The organism is Thioalkalivibrio sp. ALRh, from assembly GCF_000381425.1.
GTDB lineage: Bacteria > Pseudomonadota > Gammaproteobacteria > Ectothiorhodospirales > Ectothiorhodospiraceae > Thioalkalivibrio.
In genome coordinates this window covers 62030-77440 of sequence record NZ_KB906526.1, presented here as the reverse complement: position 1 = coordinate 77440, position 15411 = coordinate 62030, and the positions used below count along the sequence as shown (strand labels likewise).

16 protein-coding genes are annotated in these 15411 nt (G+C 66.3%); 13 read left to right on the top strand and 3 right to left on the bottom strand.

Features of this window, described 5'->3' with window-relative positions; translation table 11 throughout:
- The first annotated feature begins 5 nt into the window (after window positions 1-5).
- From rpmJ to rplQ, 6 genes are all read left to right on the top strand, one after another.
- Entirely contained in the window at window positions 6-119 is a 114-nt protein-coding gene (gene rpmJ / locus F791_RS0112720) for a 50S ribosomal protein L36 (RefSeq protein ID WP_012983511.1), read from the top strand.
- A 66-nt stretch (window positions 120-185) separates the two neighbouring features.
- Complete coding sequence (rpsM, locus tag F791_RS0112715) at window positions 186-542, top strand: 30S ribosomal protein S13 (protein ID WP_012983510.1); 357 nt, start codon at window positions 186-188, stop codon at window positions 540-542.
- Window positions 543-563: 21 nt separating this feature from the next.
- Window positions 564-953, top strand: a complete 390-nt coding sequence (gene rpsK / locus F791_RS0112710; RefSeq protein ID WP_012983509.1) for a 30S ribosomal protein S11 — start codon at window positions 564-566, stop codon at window positions 951-953.
- Window positions 954-968: 15 nt separating this feature from the next.
- The gene (gene rpsD, locus F791_RS0112705) at window positions 969-1589 is read left to right on the top strand and encodes a 30S ribosomal protein S4 (RefSeq protein WP_012983508.1); all 621 of its coding nucleotides are present in this window, start codon (window positions 969-971) and stop codon (window positions 1587-1589) included.
- 30 nt (window positions 1590-1619) lie between these two features.
- Window positions 1620-2606: a DNA-directed RNA polymerase subunit alpha gene (gene rpoA / locus F791_RS0112700; protein ID WP_012983507.1), complete on the top strand. Its 987-nt coding sequence runs from the start codon at window positions 1620-1622 to the stop codon at window positions 2604-2606.
- A 42-nt stretch (window positions 2607-2648) separates the two neighbouring features.
- Window positions 2649-3044 carry a 50S ribosomal protein L17 gene (gene rplQ, locus F791_RS0112695; protein ID WP_018138191.1) on the top strand — a complete coding sequence of 132 codons (396 nt, stop codon included), beginning with the start codon at window positions 2649-2651 and terminating at the stop codon, window positions 3042-3044.
- A gap of 85 nt (window positions 3045-3129) precedes the next feature.
- Here the strand turns inward: rplQ and uvrA are convergent, their stop codons facing one another.
- The gene (uvrA, locus tag F791_RS0112690; protein ID WP_019592732.1) at window positions 3130-5979 is read right to left on the bottom strand and encodes an excinuclease ABC subunit UvrA; all 2850 of its coding nucleotides are present in this window, start codon (window positions 5977-5979) and stop codon (window positions 3130-3132) included.
- 169 nt (window positions 5980-6148) lie between these two features.
- Here uvrA and F791_RS0112685 point away from each other — a divergent pair, with 169 nt between their 5' ends.
- From F791_RS0112685 to lnt, 7 genes are all read left to right on the top strand, one after another.
- Window positions 6149-7537 (top strand): MFS transporter, encoded by a 1389-nt coding sequence (locus tag F791_RS0112685; RefSeq protein WP_018174532.1) that lies wholly within the window; start codon window positions 6149-6151, stop codon window positions 7535-7537.
- A gap of 405 nt (window positions 7538-7942) precedes the next feature.
- Entirely contained in the window at window positions 7943-8422 is a 480-nt protein-coding gene (ssb, locus tag F791_RS0112680; RefSeq protein ID WP_018138188.1) for a single-stranded DNA-binding protein, read from the top strand.
- A gap of 39 nt (window positions 8423-8461) precedes the next feature.
- Window positions 8462-9814, top strand: coding sequence for a tRNA (N6-isopentenyl adenosine(37)-C2)-methylthiotransferase MiaB (gene miaB / locus F791_RS0112675; protein ID WP_018994262.1), 1353 nt, complete (start codon window positions 8462-8464; stop codon window positions 9812-9814).
- A gap of 3 nt (window positions 9815-9817) precedes the next feature.
- The gene (locus F791_RS0112670; RefSeq protein ID WP_018138186.1) at window positions 9818-10813 is read left to right on the top strand and encodes a PhoH family protein; all 996 of its coding nucleotides are present in this window, start codon (window positions 9818-9820) and stop codon (window positions 10811-10813) included.
- Window positions 10800-11315, top strand: coding sequence for an rRNA maturation RNase YbeY (gene ybeY, locus F791_RS0112665; protein WP_019592731.1), 516 nt, complete (start codon window positions 10800-10802; stop codon window positions 11313-11315). The genes F791_RS0112670 and ybeY overlap by 14 nt, the downstream gene beginning before the upstream one ends.
- The gene (locus F791_RS0112660) at window positions 11308-12240 is read left to right on the top strand and encodes an HlyC/CorC family transporter (protein ID WP_018138184.1); all 933 of its coding nucleotides are present in this window, start codon (window positions 11308-11310) and stop codon (window positions 12238-12240) included. Before ybeY ends, F791_RS0112660 begins: the two co-directional genes overlap by 8 nt.
- Window positions 12240-13739, top strand: coding sequence for an apolipoprotein N-acyltransferase (lnt, locus tag F791_RS0112655; RefSeq protein WP_018138183.1), 1500 nt, complete (start codon window positions 12240-12242; stop codon window positions 13737-13739). Before F791_RS0112660 ends, lnt begins: the two co-directional genes overlap by 1 nt.
- 47 nt (window positions 13740-13786) lie before the next feature.
- Here lnt and F791_RS0112650 read toward each other — a convergent pair whose 3' ends face one another.
- Together F791_RS0112650 and F791_RS0112645 are read right to left on the bottom strand one after the other, a co-directional pair.
- Window positions 13787-14332 carry a zinc ribbon-containing protein gene (locus F791_RS0112650; protein WP_018138182.1) on the bottom strand — a complete coding sequence of 182 codons (546 nt, stop codon included), beginning with the start codon at window positions 14330-14332 and terminating at the stop codon, window positions 13787-13789.
- A gap of 61 nt (window positions 14333-14393) precedes the next feature.
- Window positions 14394-15248 carry a DUF2189 domain-containing protein gene (locus F791_RS0112645; protein WP_018138181.1) on the bottom strand — a complete coding sequence of 285 codons (855 nt, stop codon included), beginning with the start codon at window positions 15246-15248 and terminating at the stop codon, window positions 14394-14396.
- Window positions 15249-15411: the final 163 nt, after the last annotated feature.

Sequence of the window (15411 nt, the reverse complement as noted above, 5' to 3'; positions counted from 1 at the left end):
AGACCATGAAGGTACGGGCATCCGTAAAGCCGATCTGCCGCAACTGCAAGGTGATCCGGCGTAATGGCGTGGTCCGCGTGATCTGCTCGGACAAGCGCCACAAACAACGTCAGGGCTAAGGCTTGGCGTCACTGGTATTCATTGCTACTATAGCCGGCTTTGCCGGTTTCTGATGGAGATGTTGGATGGCTCGCGTCGCTGGAATCAATATTCCTGACCAGAAGCACACCGTGGTTGCGCTGACCGCGATCTATGGCATTGGCCCGACTCGGGCCCGCCAGATCTGCGAGGCCGCCGGTGTGCGTCCGGAAATCAAGGTGCGGGATCTGACCGATGCCGAAGTCGACGCTCTGCGTGCGCAGATCGATCGCATTCCGGTGGAAGGGGATCTGCGCCGCGAGATCAGCATGAACATCAAGCGGTTGATGGATCTGGGCTGCTATCGCGGGGTGCGTCATCGTCGCGGCCTGCCGCTGCGCGGCCAGCAGACGCAGACGAACGCCCGGACCCGCAAGGGCCCGCGTCGCCCGATTCGTAAGTAATCAGACTGGGATCACAGGTACATGGCACAAGCGCAGACCCGGACCAAGAAAAAGGTCCGCAAAAATATCGCCGAGGGCGTGGCACACGTGTACGCCACGTTCAACAACACGATCATCACCATCACCGATCGTCAGGGCAACACGATCAGCTGGGCCACCTCGGGTGGCTCAGGCTTCCGTGGCTCGCGCAAGTCGACTCCGTTCGCAGCCCAGGTGGCCGCGGAACGTGCCGGTTCGGCCGCAGCCGAGCACGGCGTGAAGAACCTCGACGTGATGGTTCGCGGTCCGGGCCCGGGTCGCGAGTCGGCGGTACGTGCGCTGAACAATGCGGGGTTCAAGATCACGAACATCAGTGATGTCACCCCGATCCCTCACAACGGCTGCCGGCCGCCCAAGAAACGCCGCGTTTAAGGCTGGAGTTCAAGAATGGCTCGTTACATTGGACCGAAATGCAAGTTGAGTCGCCGCGAAGGCGTGGACCTGGGGCTGAAGAGCCGGGCGCGCGCGCTGGAGACCAAGTGCAAGCTGGACAAAGCCCCGGGGCAGCACGGCGAACGCCGTACCCGCCTGTCCGATTACGCCGTGCAGCTGCGTGAAAAGCAGAAGCTGCGCCGTATCTACGGGGTGCTGGAAAAGCAGTTCCGCAACTATTACAAGAAGGCCGCTCAGCGCAAGGGCTCCACGGGTGAAAACCTGCTGAAGCTGCTGGAAGGCCGTCTGGACAACGTCGTTTATCGCATGGGCTTCGGCAGCACCCGGTCCGAGGCGCGTCAGCTGGTCTCGCACCGCGCGGTGCTGGTCAATGGTCAGGTGGTGAATATCGCCGCCTACCAGGTGCAGCCGTCCGACGTCGTCAGCATTCGCGAGAAGGCACGCAAGCAGGTGCGTATCCAGGATTCCATGACCCTGGCCGAGCAGAGCGGTTTTCCGTCCTGGGTGGAAGTGGACACGAGCAAGTTCGAGGGCACCTTCAAGGCGATCCCGGACCGCTCCGACCTGCCCGCCGACATCAACGAGTCGCTCGTCGTCGAGCTGTACTCGAAGTAACCGTATAGCGGCCTTCCGCCAGGAGACACCATGCAGTCCAACGAACTGGTCAAGAAACAACAGATCGAGGTCGAGGCCGAGAATCGGAACCAGGCCAAGGTCGCGCTGGAGCCGCTCGAGCGGGGCTTCGGTCATACGCTGGGCAACGCCCTGCGCCGCGTGCTGCTGTCGTCGATCCCGGGTGCCGCGATCGTCGAGGCCCGTATCGAGGGCGTGCTGCACGAGTACACCGCGATCGAAGGTGTGCAGGAAGACGTGGTCGACATCCTGCTGAACCTGAAGGGTGTGGCGCTGCGCATGCACAGCCGCGAAGAGTCGACGCTGAGCCTGAAGAAAAAGGGCCCGTGCGTGGTGACCGCCGGTGACATCACCGTGGATCACGATGTCGAAGTCGTGAACCCGGAACATGTGATCGCGACGATCACCAAGAATGTCGAAATCGACATGACCCTGACCGCGCGTGCCGGGCGCGGCTACGAGCCGGTGAGTACTCGACGTCAGGCCGAAGGTGACGAGACCGGCATTGGCCGGCTGCTGCTGGATGCCAGCTTTAGCCCGATCCGCCGTGTCGCCTACCGTGTCGAGAGCGCCCGTCTGGCGCAGCGCACCGACATGGATCGCCTGGTGCTGGAGCTGGAAACGAATGGTGCGATCGCACCGGATGACGCGGTGCGTCAGGCGGCGACGATCCTGCAGGGTCAGCTGGCCCCGTTCGTCGATCTCCAGGAAGAGACGGGCGAGGTGCCGGGCACGACCGCTGGCGCGATCGATCCGATCCTGCTGCGTCCGGTGGACGAGCTGGAACTGACCGTGCGTTCGGCGAACTGCCTGAAGGCGGAGAACCTGTACTACATTGGTGATCTGGTCCAGCGTACCGAGGTTGAGCTGCTGCGTGCTCCCAACCTGGGCAAGAAGTCGCTGACCGAGATCAAGGACACGCTGGCCACTCACGGTCTGTCGCTCGGGATGCGTCTCGAGAACTGGCCGCCGCCGGGTCTGCGCGACGACAACGAGTAATCACGGCGCTTCGCGCCAACCGTATTTCAGAGGAAATCTCTCATGCGTCATCGTCATTCCGGCCGTCAGCTGGGCCGTAACAGCTCGCACCGCAAGGCCACTTTTCAGGCCCTGTCCGTGGCCCTGTTTCGGCACGAACTGATCAAGACCACGCTGCCGAAGGCCAAAGAGCTTCGCCGTGTGGCCGAGCCGCTGATCACCCTCGCGAAGGAAGACAGCGTGCACGGTCGTCGTACGGCGTTCGCCCGCCTTCGTGACAAGGAGATCGTGGGCAAGCTGTTCACCGAGCTGGGTCCGCGCTACGAGGGTCGGCCGGGTGGCTACCTGCGCATCCTGAAGTGCGGGAACCGCGCAGGCGACAACGCGCCGATGGCGTATGTCGAGCTGGTCGATCGGCCGGAGCCGAGTGCAGATCAGGAGAACGGCGAAGCCGCCTGATAGGCGACTGCTCGCGCATTAAAAAGCCGGCCTCTTGGGCCGGCTTTTTTGCGTCTGGGGGAAGGCAAACTCCCCCGGCGAAGTATCAGGCGGATGCGACTCGATTCTGGCGTGTATCGAGCAAGGGCGCCAGAAAGCGGCCTGTGTGGCTGCGCGGGGTACTGGCGACCGCCTCGGGGGTGCCGGCCACCAACAGCTCGCCACCGCCGCTACCGCCCTCTGGTCCGATGTCGATCAGCCAGTCGGCAGTCTTGATCACATCGAGGTTGTGTTCGATCACGACGATCGTATTGCCGTGGTCGCGCAGGCGGTGGAGTACTCGCAAGAGCTGGGCGATGTCCTCGAAATGCAGGCCGGTGGTGGGCTCGTCGAGGATGTACAGGGTGCGGCCGGTATCGCGTTTGGACAGCTCGCGCGCCAGCTTGATGCGCTGGGCCTCGCCACCGGACAGGGTGGTGGCGTTCTGGCCGAGCTGGATGTAGGACAGTCCGACCTCCATCAGCATCTCGAGCTTGCGATGGATCACTGGGACGGGCTGGAAGAACTCCAGGGCCTCCTCGACCGTCATCTCCAGTACCTCGTGGATGCTCTTGCCCTTGTAGCGGACCTCCAGGGTCTCGCGGTTGTAGCGCTTGCCCTTGCAGACGTCGCAGGGGACGAAGACATCCGGCAGGAAGTGCATCTCCACCTTGATCACGCCGTCGCCCTGGCAAGCCTCGCAGCGGCCGCCGCGCACGTTGAACGAGAAGCGACCGGGCTTGTAGCCGCGCGAGCGGGCCTCGGCGGTGGCGGCAAACAGCTCACGGATCGGCGTGAACAGGCCGGTGTAGGTCGCGGGGTTCGAGCGCGGGGTGCGGCCGATCGGGCTCTGGTCGATGTCGACGACCTTGTCGATTAGCTCGAGGCCGTCGATGCGCTCGTGCGGCGCGATCGTGTGGCGCCCGCCATGCAGGGCCACGGCGACGGCCGGGTAGAGCGTATTGTTGACCAGGGTCGATTTGCCGGATCCGGAGACGCCGGTGACACAGGTGAGCAGGCCCGTCGGGAACGCGAAGTCGCCGCCCTTCAGGTTGTTGCCGCGCGCGCCGATCACGCGGATCTCGCGCTCGGGGTCCGGTTCGACGCGCTTCTCCGGGACGGCGATCGCGCGTGTCCCGGTGAGATAGGCCCCAGTCAGTGAATCCGGTGTGCGGGCCACCTCGTCGGGGGTGCCGGCGGCGACGATCTGCCCACCATGACGGCCCGCACCGGGGCCGATATCGACCACATGATCGGCGGCACGGATCGCATCCTCGTCGTGCTCGACGACCACCACCGTGTTGCCGAGATTCCGCAGGTGACAAAGCGTCTTCAGTAGGCGCTCGTTGTCGCGCTGGTGCAGGCCGATCGACGGCTCATCGAGGATGTACATCACCCCCACCAGGGCCGACCCGATCTGTGACGCCAGCCGGATACGCTGGGCCTCGCCGCCCGACAGCGTGTCGGCGGAGCGATCCAGGGTCAGATAGTCGAGCCCGACATCGTTCAGGAATCCCAGGCGCGCGCCGATCTCGCGCACGATCTTCTCTGCGATCTGGGCGAAGCGTCCCGGCAGGCGCAGCTCGCCGAAGAAGGCCCGGGCATCGGCCACGCTCATGTGCGTGACCTCGGGCAGCGTGAGGTCGCTGACGAACACGTGGCGCGCCGCGGAGTTCAGGCGCGTGCCGTGGCACTCGGGGCAGGCCTGTTCGGCCAGATAGCGCCCCAGCTCCTCGCGTACGGCTGCGGAGTCGGTCTCGCGGTAGCGCCGTTCCAGGTTCGGGATCACCCCTTCGAACACGCGCTCGTCCGTGCGCAGGCGGCCATTCGCGGCCGGGGTCGACAGCTTGACCTTGTCCTTGCCGGAGCCGTGCAGCACCACGGCGCGGACCTCGGCCGGCAGCTCCTGCCAGGGGCTCTCGACGTCAAAGCCGTAATGCCGGGCCAGGCTGTTCAGCAGACTGAAGTACCAGGCATTGCGCCGGTCCCAGCCACGCACCGCCCCGCCAGCCAGACTCAGTTCGGGTTGCGAGACCACCCGCTCCGGGTCGAAGTACTGGCGCACGCCGAGGCCATCACAGGTGGGGCAGGCGCCGGCCGGGTTGTTGAACGAGAACAGCCGGGGCTCCAGCTCGCGCAGCGCATAGCCGCAGACGGGGCAGGCATAGCGCGCGGAAAAAATCATGGGCTCGCGTTCGGGCTCGTCCATCCAGGCGATCAGCGCCAGCCCGTCGGCCAGCTCGGTCGCCGTCTCGAAGGACTCGGCCAGGCGCTGGCGCAGGTCCTCGCGGACCTTGAAACGGTCGATCACGATCTCGATGTTGTGCTTGCGCTTGGCATCCAGCGCGGGCAGGGCATCGAGGTCGTGGATCTCGCCATTGATGCGGGCGCGCAGGTAGCCCTGGGCGCGCATGGACTCCAGCAGCTTGTGGTGCTCGCCCTTGCGTCCGCGCACGATCGGGGCCAGCAGCATCACCTTCTCGCCCTCGGGCAGATCCAGCACCTGATCCACCATCTGCGAGATGGTCTGGGCGGCCAGGGTCTCGCCGTGTTCCGGGCAGCGCGGCTCGCCGGCGCGCGCGAACAGGAGGCGCAGGTAGTCGTAGATCTCGGTGATGGTGCCGACCGTGGAGCGCGGGTTGTGCGAGGTGCTCTTCTGTTCGATGGAGATCGCCGGCGACAGGCCCTCGATCTGGTCCACGTCCGGCTTTTCCATCATCGACAGGAACTGGCGGGCGTAGGTGGACAGGCTCTCTACGTAGCGGCGTTGCCCCTCGGCAAACAGGGTGTCGAAGGCCAGCGACGACTTGCCGGAGCCGGACACGCCCGTGATCACGATCAGCCGGTCGCGCGGCAGGTCGAGATCGATGTTCTTCAGGTTGTGGGTGCGGGCCCCGCGGATGCTGATGCTGTCCATGGATCGGTATCGACTCCACCTGGTTGTGCAAGATGCGCCCGGCAGACTGCCCTGAGGCGCAAACCGCTCATGGTAACACTGCGGCGATCGCCGCCATGGTTTCCGTGGCGTTGTTGCCGGTAAACTCGGCACGCATGACAGCCCGTCCTTCCCTGCGGATTCCACCGGCATGACGCCCCGCGAGCTGCGCGCGACCTCCGGGCTCGCGGCCATCTATGGCGTGCGCATGGCCGGCCTGTTCATGGTGCTGCCGGTGTTCATGCTGCACCTGGACGCGCTCGCGGGTGCGACCCCGCTCCTGATGGGGCTGGCGCTGGGGATCTACGGCCTGACCCAGGCCCTGCTGCAGATCCCGTTTGGTCTGTTGTCCGACCGGCTGGGCCGCAAGCCACTGATCCTCGGCGGGCTCGTGCTCTTCGTGCTCGGGAGTCTGGTCGCGGCCCTGGCGGAGACCGTGCACGGGGTGATCCTGGGGCGGGCGCTGCAGGGCGCCGGGGCGGTGGCCGCGGTGATCCTCGCGCTGACCGCCGATCTGGTGGGCGAGGAGCGACGTATGCGCGCACTCGCGGTGATCGGACTGACCATCGGGCTGACCTTTACCGCCTCGATGGCGCTGGGGCCGGTCGTCGATCGCGCGGCCGGGTTGAGCGGGGTCTTCGGCCTGTCCGCATTGCTCGGGGTACTGGCGATCGTGATCCTGCTGTTCTGGGTGCCCAACCCGGAGCGCTCGCGGCAGCACCCGGATATGGTCCCCATGTGGTCCGCGCTGCCGCAGGTGCTGCGCGAACCGGAGCTGCTGCGCCTGAATCTCGGCATCTTCGTGCTGCACCTGGTGCTGGCGGCCAATTTCCTCGTGATCCCGCTGCTGCTGGTCGAGTATCTGGGGCTGGCCGGCGCCGAGCACTGGCGCTTTTATGTCCCGGTGCTGCTGGCGGGCTTTGCCCTGATGCTGCCGGGGATCATCCTGGGCGAGCGCCGCCGACGGGTGCATACGGTGATGCGCGGTGCGATTGCCCTGCTCGTGCTGGTCCAGCTCCTGCTGGCGCTGGTCCTCTTCAATGGCATGGGTATGTGGCTTTTTGTGGGTCTGATGGTGGCGTTTTTCGCCGCCTTCAATCTGCTGGAGGCCGGGCTGCCGTCCCTGGTCGCGCGGGAGGCGCCGGTCGCGCACAAGGGGACGGCCATGGGCGGCTTTGCCACGGCGCAGTTCCTGGGAATCTTCGCCGGGGGGCTGGTCGGGGGTGGCGTGCTGACCCTTACGGGGCCCGCCGGTGTCTTTCTTGCCTCCGTCCCCCTGCTGCTGATCTGGTTTGTGGTCGCCTGGCGCATGCAGCCACGCTATCGATCCAACCGTGTACTGGGGATTCCCGCCCACTGGGCGGGGCGCGAGGCCGAGCTGCGCTTCGCGCTGGCGGGCTGGCCCGGCATCGTGGAGGTGGCGCTGTCGCCCGATGCGCGGTCGCTGTACCTCAAGGTCGATCCCGGCGGGCCGGATACGGAGGCCCTGGTGGCCTGGCTGGCGCAGCCCCCCGATGGGGTGGCCGCGCGCGGGGGTTGAGCAGTGCCATCGGCGTTTGTGGCAATACCGCAAACGGGCGCTGCCGGCTCGCGGGCGCCCTGCTACAATTAAGGAAACACTGACCAATGTACGCGCTTGCGCTCGACGCTTTTGCGTGCGAACAAGGCGCAGCGACTGCCGTGCAGTCATTCTGCACAAGGGAGCCGCAACGCCGTGCGCATGCCAGTTTTTGATTACAACGGGCGGCCGAGCCCCTTCGGGGTTGGCACCCCAGGTTCCTCGATCCTGCGTTGCGCCGCTTGCGGGTAGAACCACTACCCGCTGCACGACGCGCCTTGTCTCGGAAAACCTGGGGTACCAACGCGAGCGTGTACATTGATCAGTGTTTCCTTAACGGTTCGTTTCCCGCGCCCTGCACAAGGCGTCAGACACTAAGGAGTTCCCATGGCCCGCGGCGTCAACAAAGTCATCCTGCTCGGTAATCTCGGAGCCGATCCGGAAAAGCGCGAGACCCCCAATGGGGTTACGGTTACCAATCTGCGGCTGGCGACCTCGGAGCAGTGGACCGACAAGAACTCCGGCGAGAAGCGCGAGAACACCGAATGGCACCGGGTGGTGATGTTCGGGCGTCTGGCCGACATCGCCGCGCAGTACCTGTCCAAGGGCTCGCAGGTCTATATCGAGGGCAAGATCCAGACCCGCAAGTGGCAGGACCAGTCCGGCAATGACCGCTACAGCACCGAGGTGGTCGCCAACGACATGCAGTTGATCGGCGGTCGTGGTGGTGGCGGTGGCGGCGGGTTCGACCAGGACCCGGGCTATGGCGGCGGCAATGCCTATGGCGGTGGCGGCCAGCAGGGCGGCAACCGCAGCAGCGCCCCGGTCTCCGGTGGCGCCTTCGATGACGACGACGTCCCGTTCTAAAGGGATGTCCCCGACGTCCACCAACACAAGTACGCACGCATGATCCGCAAGGTCTACATCCAGACGCACGGGTGTCAGATGAACGAGTACGACTCCGACCGCATGCTCGACGCGCTGCGCGAGCTGCACGGGGCGGAGCGTACCGATGACCCCGAGCAGGCCGATCTCCTGCTGATGAACACCTGCTCCATCCGCGAGAAGGCACAGGAGAAGGTGTTCTCGCTGCTGGGGCGCTGGCGCCAGATCAAGGAGCGCCGGCCGGAGGTGATCATCGGGGTCGGCGGCTGTGTGGCCAGCCAGGAGGGCGACGCCCTGCGCGAGCGGGCCCCGTACGTGGACCTGGTGTTCGGCCCGCAGACGCTGCACCGCCTGCCGGCGATGATCCAGTCGGTGCGCCGCGAGCGTGCGCCGGTGGTGGATATCTCCTTCCCCGAGATCGAGAAGTTCGACCGCCTGCCCGAGCCGAAGGCCGATGGCCCGACCGCGTTCGTCTCGGTGATGGAGGGCTGTTCCAAGTACTGCAGCTTCTGCGTGGTGCCCTATACGCGCGGTGACGAGATCAGCCGGCCGTTCGACGACGTGATCGCCGAGGTCGTGGCGCTGGCCGGGCAGGGGGTCAAGGAGATCAACCTGCTGGGGCAGAATGTGAATGCCTACCGCGGGCCGATGGAGGACGGTGACACGGCCGACCTCGCGCTGCTGATCCACTACGTCGCCGCGGTGGACGGGATCGAGCGCATCCGCTTTACCACCTCGCACCCGGTGGAATTCTCCGATTCGCTGATCCAGGCCTATGCCGACGAGCCGAAGCTGGTCAGCCACCTGCACCTGCCGGTACAGAGCGGTTCCGACCGCATCCTGGCGCAGATGAAGCGTGGCCACACGATTCTGGAATACAAGTCCAAGATCCGCCGCCTGCGCGAGGCGCGTCCGGACCTGGACCTGTCCTCCGACTTCATCGTCGGCTTCCCCGGCGAGACGGACGCCGACCACGCGGCGACCATGAAGCTGATCGAGGAGCTGCACTTCGACTTCTCCTTCAGCTTCATCTACAGCGCCCGTCCGGGTACGCCAGCGGCCTCGCTGCCGGACGACGTGCCGCTGGCTACCAAGAAGGCTCGCCTGGCCGAGCTGCAGGCCCTGATCGAACAGCACGGGCGCGAGCGCAACCAGGCCATGGTCGGCAACATCGAGTCGGTCCTGGTCGAGGGCCCGGCCAAGCGCAATCCGGGCGAACTGGCCGGGCGCACGGCAAACAACCGCATCGTGAACTTCGCGGGCGACCCCAGCCTGATCGGACAGATGATCCCGGTCGAGATCACCGAGGCCCTGGCGCATTCCCTGCGCGGCCGTGCGGTCGAGCGGGCGATGCCCGCCGCCGTCGGCGCCTGATTGATGAGTAACCGTCTGGATTTCACCCTGGAGCCGGGGGACCAGGAGACGCTGGCGCGTCTGTCCGGTCCGCTGGATGCCCATCTGCGCCTGATCGAGTCGCGCCTGGGCGTGGCCGTGCACAATCGCGGGCCGCGCTTCAACCTGACCGGGCCGAAGGCCGCGGTACAGGCCGCCGGCGCGCTGATTCACGACCTCCACCGCATGGCGCAGGAGGAACCGGTCAGCCTGGAGCAGGTGCATACGGCACTGCAGACCGCGCACATGGAAGGGTTGGCGGAGGCCGAGCCGGCCGCCGCTGATCCCGCCTTGCGTCTGAAGCGCGCGGTGATCCGGGGCCGTGGTCCGCGCCAGAGCCGCTACCTGGCCTCGATCCAGCAGCATGACCTGAGCTTCGGGATTGGGCCCGCCGGGACCGGCAAGACCTTTCTCGCGGTGGCCGCCGCTGTCGCGGCGCTGGAGCAGGACCGCGTGCAGCGCCTGGTGCTGGTGCGTCCGGCGGTGGAGGCGGGCGAGCGCCTGGGTTTCCTGCCTGGCGATCTCGCGCAGAAGATCGACCCCTACCTGCGCCCGATGTACGACGCCCTGTATGAACTGATGGGCTTCGACCAGACCGCGCGTCTGATGGAGCGCCAGGTGATCGAGGTGGCCCCGCTGGCCTACATGCGCGGGCGCACGCTGAACGAGGCCTTCATCATCCTCGACGAGGCACAGAACACCACCGTCGAGCAGATGAAGATGTTTCTCACCCGGATCGGCTTTGGTTCCACGGCGGTCGTCAATGGCGATATCACCCAGGTGGATCTGCCGCGCGGTCAGCGTTCGGGCCTGAAGCACGCGATGCAGATTCTGCAGGGCGTGGAGGGGGTGAGCATTACGCGGTTCCAGGCGGGCGATGTGGTGCGCCACCCGCTGGTGCAGCGCATCGTCGAGGCCTACGACGCACACGAGGATGACGCGGCACAGGAGGGCGGACCCCGAGGCGATGGCGACGCTTGAGGTCGTGGTCCAGTATGCCCTGCCGCGCCGGGGGATCCCGTCCGCCGTTACCCTGCACCGGGCCGCGCGCGCCGCATGGCGCGGGGCCGGCCGGGCCCGCGTAACCCTGCGCGTGGTGGATGCCGACGAAGGCCTGGAACTGAACCGGGGCTTTCGCGGGCGTGCCTACGCCACCAACGTATTGTCCTTCCCCGCCCCCGATCTGCCCGCGATGGCGGCGGGCGAGCCGCACTATCTCGGCGATATCGTGCTCTGTGCGCCGGTGCTGGCGCGCGAGGCGGCCGAGCAGGGCAAGTCCCTGCGGGCCCATTACAATCACATGGTGGTGCATGGCCTGCTGCATCTGCAGGGCATGGATCACCAGGAACCCGGCGAGGCCGAGGCGATGGAGGCCGTTGAGCGCTCGATCCTGGCCGGGTTAGGCTATCCCGACCCCTATCAGACCGGCTCTCCGGCCCGTGACCCAAGCGCGCCCGCCACCGGAACCGCCTCCAATGCCTGAACCCGTACCCGACGAGCAACCTACCTGGCGGCGCTGGCTGGAGCGCGCGAAGACGCGCCTGTGGCCGCGCCGCGATCCTGCCACCCGCCCCGAATTGATCGAGACGCTGCGCGATGCGCACGGTCGCGAGCTGGTCGACCCCGAGGCCCTGACCATGCTCGAGGGCGTGCTCAACGTGGCCGACATGCAGGTGCGCGACATCATGATCCCGCGTGCGCAGATGGAGGTCGTCCGCCGCGACGCGCGCCTGTCCGAGTTCCTGCCGGACGTGGTCGCCTCCGCGCACTCGCGCCTGCCGGTGGTCGGGGACCACCGCGACGAGGTCGTCGGTGTCCTGCTGGCCAAGGACCTGCTGCGCTTTTTCGGCGAGCCCGACGATGCCGCCTTCGACATGCAGGAGATCCTGCGCCCGGCGGTGTTCGTGCCGGAGAGCAAGCGCCTGAACGTGCTGCTGAAGGAGTTCCGCCTGAGCCGCAACCACATGGCGATCGTGGTGGACGAGTACGGTGGCGTGGCCGGGCTGGTGACCATCGAGGACGTGCTGGAGCAGATCGTCGGCGAGATCGAGGACGAGCACGATGTCGAGGACTACCTGACCCAGATCATGCAGCACCCCGGCGGGCGCTACACCATCAAGGCGCTGACGCCGATGGAGGAGTTCAACGCCTACTTCCAGACCGCCTACAGCGAGGACGACTTCGACACCATCGGCGGACTGGTGCTGTCGCACTTCGGCCATGTGCCGCGACGTGGTGAGCAGATTGTGATCGACGGGATGCGCTTTCGTGTGCTGCGCGCGGACAACCGCCGCCTGCATCTGCTGGAGATGCGCCTGCCGGAGCCCGACGTGATCCCGGTCTCGGATGACTCTGGCCAGACCTTCGAGGGCCAGCCGACCGACAGCGGCGAGCACAAGGGGGCCTGATGCAGCCACTGGCCGAGCGTCTGCCTGCCTGGGCCATCACAGTGCTGGCCCTGGTCTCAGGGGCGGGGGCGACCCTCGCCTTTGCCCCGGTCGGCTGGTTCCTGGCCGCGCCCCTGGGGCTGGCCGTCTGGTTTGGCCTGCTGATCGACGCACCGCCGCGGCAGGCCGCCTGGACCGGCTATGCCTTCGGGCTCGGGTTCTTCGGGGCCGGCGTGACCTGGATCTTCAACAGCCTGCTGGTATTCGGGCAGGCCCCCCTGGTGGTGGCCTCGTTCATCACCGTGCTCTTCGTACTGATGATGGCCCTTTATCCGGCCCTGCTCGCGGGGCTGGCCGCCCGTTTTCTGCCGCTGACGCGACCAGCCGGGCTGCTGGCCCTGGCCGGGGGTGTGGTGCTGATGGAACTGGCCCGGTCCTGGCTGTTCTCGGGCTTCCCCTGGCTGCTGTTCGGGCACACGGTGCTGGACACCCCACTGCAGGGCTGGCTGCCCCTGGCCGGGGAGCTGGGCGCCGGGCTGATGGTCGCGTTGCTCGCGGTGGCCGTGGTCAGTGTATTTCTGCCGGGGAAGCGCTGGCTGGGAGCAGGGCTGGCCGTCACGGTGGTGATCGCATCGCTGGCACTGGGGCTCGTGCGCTGGGTGGAGCCCACCGGCGAGGAGATCCCGGTCGCGATGGTGCAGGGCAACATCGACCAGGCCCGCAAATGGGCCCCGGACGGGATCGAGTATTCGCTGGATATCTATCAGGAGTTGACCCGCGAGGCCGTCGGGGATGCGTTGATCGTCTGGCCGGAGACCGCGATACCGGCGTTCTATACCGAGGTTCACCGTCCTCTGGAAGGCATTGCGAGCGAGCTCGCCGAGGCCGGTGGCGAGCTGGTGGTCGGTATCTTCGATTACGAGGCCGAGGGGCGGGATGTCTTCAACTCGGTGGTGCATGTCGGCAGTGGCGTGGGCTACAACAAGCGCCAGCTGGTGCCCTTTGGCGAGTACATCCCGCTGCGCGATCGCCTGGCCTGGCTGGACCGGCTGCTGCAGATCCCGATGTCGGACCTCTCCCCGGGCAGGGGCGATGGCCGCATGGAGATGGCCGGGACGACCGCCGGGGTCAGTATTTGCTACGAGTCCGCCTATTCCCGTCACATTCGCGCGGCACTGCCGGAGGCCGGATTCCTGGTCAACGTCTCCAACGACGCCTGGTTCGGCGACAGCCTGGCCCCGGCCCAGCACCTGCAGATTGCCCGGGTGCGCGCGGTGGAGACCGGGCGCCCGATGGTGCGTTCGACCAACACGGGCATCTCGGCGCTGATCGATGCCGATGGCCGTATCCTGGAACGCTCGGGTCTGTTTACCCGCGAGGTGGTCCGCGGGACGCTGGAGCCGCGCACCGGGCTGACCCCCGCCGCCGCGCTGGGCGAGGGCCCGGCGGTGCTGGCTGCGCTGGTACTGGTGGTGCTGGGTGCGGCGGTGGGTCGCCGCACCCGGTCACAGTCGGTCTGACGTTTCCGCTGGACTATGAGCCTGTCGGACCTGGGACTGATCGGCTCCTAGGCCTCTGCGGTCTCGCTGGCGCCCGGGCCACGGCGGAAGGTCGTGTTATGGCAGTTGGAGCAGGGCGGAATGCGCGCGACCTTGGTCATGTGCAGTGCATGGCCGCATTTCTTGCACAACAGCTCGCCGGGGCCAGTGATCTCGCCGGTGTGCCATTCGCCCATCACCTGGGCGCGGGCGGTCAGCTCGGTGATCTCGATGCGAGTCCTGTCGGCGATGCGCTCCAGCGCATTGAGAACACTGGCCTCGATCAGCCCGAGGTCGATCCGCAGCCAGCCGCGCCAGTCCTCGCTGCGGCTGTCCAGGTAAGCCCCCAGGTCCTGCAGGTCGCGGCGCAGATAGTCCATGACCTCGTGGGCCTCCTCGCGCGTGAGGTCGCTGGCCTTCTGTACGCGGTCGCGGGCGTTTTCCAGTGTCTCGGTGATCGCCTTGCTGGTCTTGTCCTCCAGTTTTTCGAGATCTTCGGTGACCTCGTGCAGCATCCGGTGGTAGGCGCTGCTCAGTCGGTTCTCGCGTTCCTCGTCCCTGCGTTCTTCGCTCATCGATTCCTCCGTCGATTGTTGGGGAGGGGCGGTTGCCCCCCTCCCCAGGATTAGAGCCTTTTTACGCAGTTTCGACCAGATCCCGGTAGCCGTGCCACATCGCAAAGCCGAGCCACGGGAAGATCACGATCAGTGCCAGCAAGGCCGTGGCCACCGAGATCACGAACAGGGTGGTAATGATCAGCCCCCACAGGATCAGCGTGCCCCGGTTGTGGTTGAAGGCCTTCAGGCTCATCCCGATCGCGTCGACCAGCGTGGTCTGCGGGGCCTCCTCGCGGGCGCGGTGATCGATCATGGCGGGCAAGGTGACGAGGCTCAGTACGAAGACTATGAGCCCGAACACCACGGCGGCCACGACTACCCCGATCAGGGAGATGATCCCGGAGCCGGTGGTCAGCATGGTGCCCACCAGGTGATGCAACTGCCCGGTCACACCCAGTTCGCCGATATTCAGCACGGCGACCCACATCCAGACGAAGCTCGCCCAGATAACGAAGATCAGGGCCAGCAGCAGGGCGAATACCCAGACCGATCCCCCCAGGTGGGTAAGCCAGCCGAGGCCTGCGCCAGTCGAATGGCCCTGTTCGCGTTCCATCGCCAGGTAGTTCACGCCGACGGCGAGCACCGGCCCCAGGAACAGGAAGCCGGCCAGGAAGGAAAAGGCCATCCAGGGCTGGTTCCATGACATTCCCAGCAGCACCAGGCCGACGATGGCGATGACCAGGCCGTGTATCAGGGCCACGGGTGTTTTCCAGAGGTCTCGCCAGCCCTTGCCCAGCCAGGTCCCGAGATGGTCGGGCTCCACTGTGCGGATTGCGGGACTCTCGGTCTCGGGTGTGTGTTCTCTTTCGACTTCGCCCAGGTCTTCGGGATAGGCGCGCTTCACAACGGGGATTTCGTCCTTTTCCTCACTCATGTCCTCAACTCCTTGGGACTTTTTCGTGGGCTCACTGATTCCGTCTGTCGTGATGCGCAGTGGTTCCGGTCATTTTTTGAAGCCCGTCTCGAAAACCGGCGGGTTGCCCGGGTGCCCCGGTCAGCGTCGTTTGCTTGGAGGGGGTACGGGCGGCTGGTATTCT

Bases quoted from the DNA above. Each gene is read 5' to 3' on its own strand.
- F791_RS0112670 (WP_018138186.1), top strand. From the start codon at position 9,818: ATGAGTAACCGTCTGGATTTCACCCTGGAGCCGGGGGACCAGGAGACG.
- rpmJ (WP_012983511.1), top strand. From the start codon at position 6: ATGAAGGTACGGGCATCCGTAAAGCCGATCTGCCGCAACTGCAAGGTG.
- rpsD (WP_012983508.1), top strand. From the start codon at position 969: ATGGCTCGTTACATTGGACCGAAATGCAAGTTGAGTCGCCGCGAAGGC.
- F791_RS0112660 (WP_018138184.1), top strand. From the start codon at position 11,308: ATGCCTGAACCCGTACCCGACGAGCAACCTACCTGGCGGCGCTGGCTG.
- ssb (WP_018138188.1), top strand. From the start codon at position 7,943: ATGGCCCGCGGCGTCAACAAAGTCATCCTGCTCGGTAATCTCGGAGCC.
- uvrA (WP_019592732.1), bottom strand. From the start codon at position 5,979: ATGGACAGCATCAGCATCCGCGGGGCCCGCACCCACAACCTGAAGAAC.
- rplQ (WP_018138191.1), top strand. From the start codon at position 2,649: ATGCGTCATCGTCATTCCGGCCGTCAGCTGGGCCGTAACAGCTCGCAC.
- rpsM (WP_012983510.1), top strand. From the start codon at position 186: ATGGCTCGCGTCGCTGGAATCAATATTCCTGACCAGAAGCACACCGTG.
- rpsK (WP_012983509.1), top strand. From the start codon at position 564: ATGGCACAAGCGCAGACCCGGACCAAGAAAAAGGTCCGCAAAAATATC.
- lnt (WP_018138183.1), top strand. From the start codon at position 12,240: ATGCAGCCACTGGCCGAGCGTCTGCCTGCCTGGGCCATCACAGTGCTG.
- ybeY (WP_019592731.1), top strand. From the start codon at position 10,800: ATGGCGACGCTTGAGGTCGTGGTCCAGTATGCCCTGCCGCGCCGGGGG.
- rpoA (WP_012983507.1), top strand. From the start codon at position 1,620: ATGCAGTCCAACGAACTGGTCAAGAAACAACAGATCGAGGTCGAGGCC.
- F791_RS0112645 (WP_018138181.1), bottom strand. From the start codon at position 15,248: ATGAGTGAGGAAAAGGACGAAATCCCCGTTGTGAAGCGCGCCTATCCC.
- F791_RS0112650 (WP_018138182.1), bottom strand. From the start codon at position 14,332: ATGAGCGAAGAACGCAGGGACGAGGAACGCGAGAACCGACTGAGCAGC.
- miaB (WP_018994262.1), top strand. From the start codon at position 8,462: ATGATCCGCAAGGTCTACATCCAGACGCACGGGTGTCAGATGAACGAG.
- F791_RS0112685 (WP_018174532.1), top strand. From the start codon at position 6,149: ATGACGCCCCGCGAGCTGCGCGCGACCTCCGGGCTCGCGGCCATCTAT.